Source organism: Mesorhizobium sp. M8A.F.Ca.ET.021.01.1.1 (genome assembly GCF_003998025.1).
Lineage (GTDB): Bacteria > Pseudomonadota > Alphaproteobacteria > Rhizobiales > Rhizobiaceae > Mesorhizobium.
In genome coordinates this window covers 1-4,112 of record NZ_RZSJ01000547.1, presented here as the reverse complement: position 1 = coordinate 4,112, position 4,112 = coordinate 1, and the positions used below count along the sequence as shown (strand labels likewise).

The 4,112-nt window shown below is 64.8% G+C and carries 4 protein-coding genes; 3 read left to right on the top strand and 1 reads right to left on the bottom strand.

All coding sequences use genetic code 11. The annotated features are described in order from the left end of the window. Positions 1–1,290 (top strand): aldehyde dehydrogenase (locus tag EOA36_RS29435; protein ID WP_145969368.1); only part of this gene is annotated, 1,290 nt, incomplete at its 5' end. A gap of 25 nt (positions 1,291–1,315) precedes the next feature. Here EOA36_RS29435 and EOA36_RS29430 read toward each other — a convergent pair. Then, positions 1,316–2,245 carry an aldose 1-epimerase gene (locus tag EOA36_RS29430; protein WP_127280489.1) on the bottom strand — a complete coding sequence of 310 codons (930 nt, stop codon included), beginning with the start codon at positions 2,243–2,245 and terminating at the stop codon, positions 1,316–1,318. 61 nt (positions 2,246–2,306) lie between these two features. On the opposite strand from EOA36_RS29430, the gene EOA36_RS29425 reads away from it, so the two are divergent. Further along, positions 2,307–3,095 carry a FadR/GntR family transcriptional regulator gene (locus EOA36_RS29425; protein WP_189553413.1) on the top strand — a complete coding sequence of 263 codons (789 nt, stop codon included), beginning with the start codon at positions 2,307–2,309 and terminating at the stop codon, positions 3,093–3,095. Next, positions 3,095–4,112, top strand: a 1,018-nt coding sequence (locus tag EOA36_RS29420; protein WP_189553411.1) for a dihydroxy-acid dehydratase, incomplete at its 3' end; no start/stop codon positions are given. The genes EOA36_RS29425 and EOA36_RS29420, both read left to right, overlap by 1 nt.

Genomic DNA, 4,112 nt, shown 5'->3' with positions numbered 1-4,112 from the left:
TTTCCCGCCTGGTCGAAGACCGGGCCCGGCGAGCGCCGGGCACTGCTCTCCAGAGCGGCCGATGTGATGGCCACCAAGGTCGGTGAATTCACCAGGCTGATGATGGAAGAGACCGGCGCCACAGGCCCCTGGGCCGGCTTCAATGTCATGCTGGCAGCCAACATGCTGCGCGAGGCTGCGGCCATGACGACGCAGATTTCGGGTGAGATCATTCCGTCCGACAAGCCGGGCACGCTCGCCATGGCGATCCGCCAGCCGGCCGGTGTATGCCTCGGCATCGCACCCTGGAATGCGCCGGTCATTCTCGGGACACGCGCCGTGGCCATGCCGATCGCCTGCGGCAACACCGTGGTGCTGAAAGCCTCCGAAATGTGCCCGGGCACGCATCGGCTGATCGGCCAGGTGCTGGTCGAGGCAGGGCTGCCCAAGGGCGTCATTAACGTCGTCACCAACGATCCTAAAGACGCTGCCGGTATCGTTGAAGCGCTAGTCGCGCATCCCGCGGTGAAACGCGTCAACTTTACCGGCTCGACCAAGGTCGGCCGGATCATCGCCGAGCTCGCCGGCCGGCACCTCAAGCCGGCGCTGCTTGAACTCGGCGGCAAGGCGCCGCTTTTGGTGCTGGATGATGCCGACATCGACGCGGCGGTGAACGCGGCCACCTTCGGCGCCTTCATGCATCAGGGCCAGATCTGCATGTCGACGGAGCGGCTGATCGTCGATGAAAAGATCGCCGACGAGTTCGTCGCCAAGCTCGCCGCCCGCGCCTCGAAGCTGCCGGCGGGCGATCCGCGCGGCCATGTCGTGCTGGGCTCGCTGATCAGCAGCCAGGCGGCCGACAAGATGGAAGAACTTGTCGCCGATGCCGTGGCCAAGGGCGCCAAGCTTGTCGCCGGTGGCAAGCGCAGCGGTACCGTGGTCGAGGCAACGCTGCTCGATCACGTGACGCCGACGATGCGCGTCTATTCGGAAGAATCCTTCGGACCGGTCAAGCCGGTGATCCGCGTCAAGGGCGAGGACGAGGCCGTGCGGGTCGCCAACGACACCGAATATGGCCTGTCGTCAGCCGTCTTCAGCCGCGACATCAAACGTGCGTTTGCCGTCGCCGCCCGCATCGAAGCTGGCATCTGCCATATCAACGGACCGACGGTCGGCGATGAGGCGCAGATGCCGTTCGGCGGCGTCAAGGGCTCCGGCTATGGCCGTTTCGGCGGCAAGGCCTCGATCGCCGAATTCACCGATTTGCGCTGGGTGACGATCGAGGACCCTGGCCAGCATTATCCGTTCTGACCGGACTGCTTTGGACGGCTGACCGTCAAACAGCCAGCGACGGTGTGAAGCGAATACTGGCGGATTGCTTCTGGCCAGGCGCCAGTACGATGCAGCCGGTATGGATCTTCTCGTCATCCATCCGGTTGAAAGCGTCGGTGATGTTGCTGACCGGCTCGGCGCAAAAGAACGGTTCGCCCGGCGGCGTGTAGAGGACGAGGAAATCGAGCGGCGCCTCCGCCTCGATGTCCAGCTGCCGTTCGTGTTCGGGCCAGGAGATCCGGGCGCGGCGCGTCCATCCCGTGAAGACCGTGTCGAAGTCGACCTCCGATACGTCAAAGCCGATGGATGGATCGGCCCCAGCAGGCGGCGGGACATGCCGGATGGGCAGGACCTCCGCATCGGTTTCCCACATGCCTGATACCCGGGCCTGGACATGCGTCCACGGTGTCGACGGGAAATAGGGATGGAGGCCGAAGCCCACCGGCATCGGCGCGTCCGACAGGTTGCGCACCGCAATGGTCATGCAAAGCCTGCCGTCGGCCAGCGAGATCGCTTGCTCGGCTTCATAGCTCCATGGCCAGGTATCGGCGGTGTGCCGACAGCGCAGGACGATCATGCTGGCTTGGTGGCTGATGACCGTCCATGGGCGACGCCAGCCATGGCCATGCTCGTAGTGCGGATCGTCAGGCTGGCTGGGCAATTGGATCGAACGCCCCGCGAATTCGAAGCGGCCACCCCTGATACGGTTGGAGTAGGGAACGAGCGGAAAGCAAGCCATGGCGCCAGCATCGCGACGGCTGATCGCCACTGGATCGGCCGGGCGCAGCCAATCCACGGCTGAACCATCCCGCCACCACCGATACGACGCCAGCGCTCCGCCGGCTGCCGGAGCAATCTCGACCGTCGCGATGCCGTCACTGATCGAGACCAGCTCCGTGCGCTGCGCGACGGCCACAGCGGAATTCTTTGTCATTGGCACTCCCCAATCCCTTGACTCCAATCGCCATGGCGATAAGACATATCATATGAATAGTATGAAGAATAGAAAATCGTTCAGCACGGCACGCACGTCACGGGTTGCCGTGGCGGTTTCCAGCGGCTCCACCGCGCTGCACGCCACCGTTGTCGAGCAGATCGGCTTGCGCATCGTGCAAGGCGACTTCCTGCCCGGCGAGGCCCTGCCCAATGCCGACGATTCCAGCGAGATGCTGGGGGTCAGCCGCACGGTGCTGCGCGAGGCGATCAAGGTGCTGGCCGGCAAGGGGCTGGTCGAATCGCGGCCAAAGACCGGCACGCGGGTGCGACCGCGTTCCGACTGGAATTTCCTCGACCCCGACGTCCTGTCCTGGCGCTATGCCGGCGGTGTCAGCGCCGAGGATGTGCGGGCGCTGTTCGAATTGCGCCGCGCCATCGAGCCGATGTCGGCAGCCCTCGCCGCGCGGCGTGCAACGCCGGCACAGATCGCCGAGATCCATGCGGCACTGGCCGAAATGGAAGCAGTCAGCGATGACGGCGACCGCTTCGCCAAGCCCGATTTGGTGTTCCACCAGACCATTCTGCGCATGACCGGCAACGAGCTGATCGGCTCGCTGGCGGCACTGGTCGAAACCGCGCTGGTGATGAGCTTTCGCCTCTCCAACGACAATCCGGAAGGCCAGCGCCACTCCCTGCCGCTGCACCGGGAAGTGGCCGAGAAGATTGCCGGCGGCGACGCCACAGGCGCGCAAAAGGCGCTGCTGGTGCTCATCGACAATGCGGAGGACGACGTGCGCCGCAGCGTCGAGAACCGCAACAAACGCCGCAACGACCGGGGCCAGCAATAGTGACCGAGACCAAACGCAAACTGCGGTCCGAAGCCTGGTTCGGCGGCGAGGGCAAGAATGCCTTCATGCACCGCAGCTGGATGAAGAACCAAGGCATTCCCGCAGACGCTTTCGACGGCCGCCCGGTAATCGGCATCTGCAACACCTGGTCGGAGCTGACACCGTGCAATGCGCATCTGCGGGCGCTGGCAGACCACGTCAAACGTGGCGTCTACGAGGCCGGCGGCCTGCCGCTGGAATTCCCCGTGATGTCGCTGGGCGAAAGCAATATGCGCCCGACCGCCATGCTGTTCCGCAACCTCGCCAGCATGGATGTCGAGGAATCCATCCGTGGCAATCCGATCGATGGCGTCATCCTGCTGGTCGGCTGTGACAAGACCACGCCGGCGCTCTTGATGGGGGCCGCCTCGTGCAATCTGCCGAGCATCGCCGTATCCGGCGGACCGATGCTCAACGGCAAGTTCCGCGGACAGGATATCGGCTCGGGCACGCATGTCTGGAAATTCGCCGAGGAGGTCAAGGCTGGACGCATGCCGGTCGCCGACTTCCTCGCCGCCGAGCAGGGCCAGAGCCGGTCGGCGGGCAGCTGCATGACGATGGGCACCGCTTCGACCATGGCAAGCATGGTGGAAGCGCTCGGCATCGGCATGCCGGACAACGCCGCGATCCCCGCCGTGGATTCGCGCCGTGGCGTGCTCGCCCAGCTGGCCGGACGCCAGATCGTCGATCTCGTCCGCCGCGACGTGACGATTTCGCAGATCCTCACCAGGCAGGCCTTCGAGAACGCCATTCGCGTCAACGGCGCGATCGGCGGTTCGACCAATGCGGTGCTGCATCTGATCGCCATCGCCAACCGGGTTGGTGTCGATCTCAGCCTCGATGACTGGGACCGCCTTGGCCGCGACGTTCCGACCATTGTCGACCTGATGCCGTCGGGCCGGTTCCTGATGGAAGATTTCTACTATGCCGGGGGGCTAGCTGCGGTCATGGCGTCGCTTGATGAAGTGGGGCTTCTTC

Bases quoted from the DNA above. Each gene is read 5' to 3' on its own strand.
- EOA36_RS29430 (WP_127280489.1), bottom strand. From the start codon at position 2,245: ATGACAAAGAATTCCGCTGTGGCCGTCGCGCAGCGCACGGAGCTGGTC.
- EOA36_RS29425 (WP_189553413.1), top strand. From the start codon at position 2,307: ATGAAGAATAGAAAATCGTTCAGCACGGCACGCACGTCACGGGTTGCC.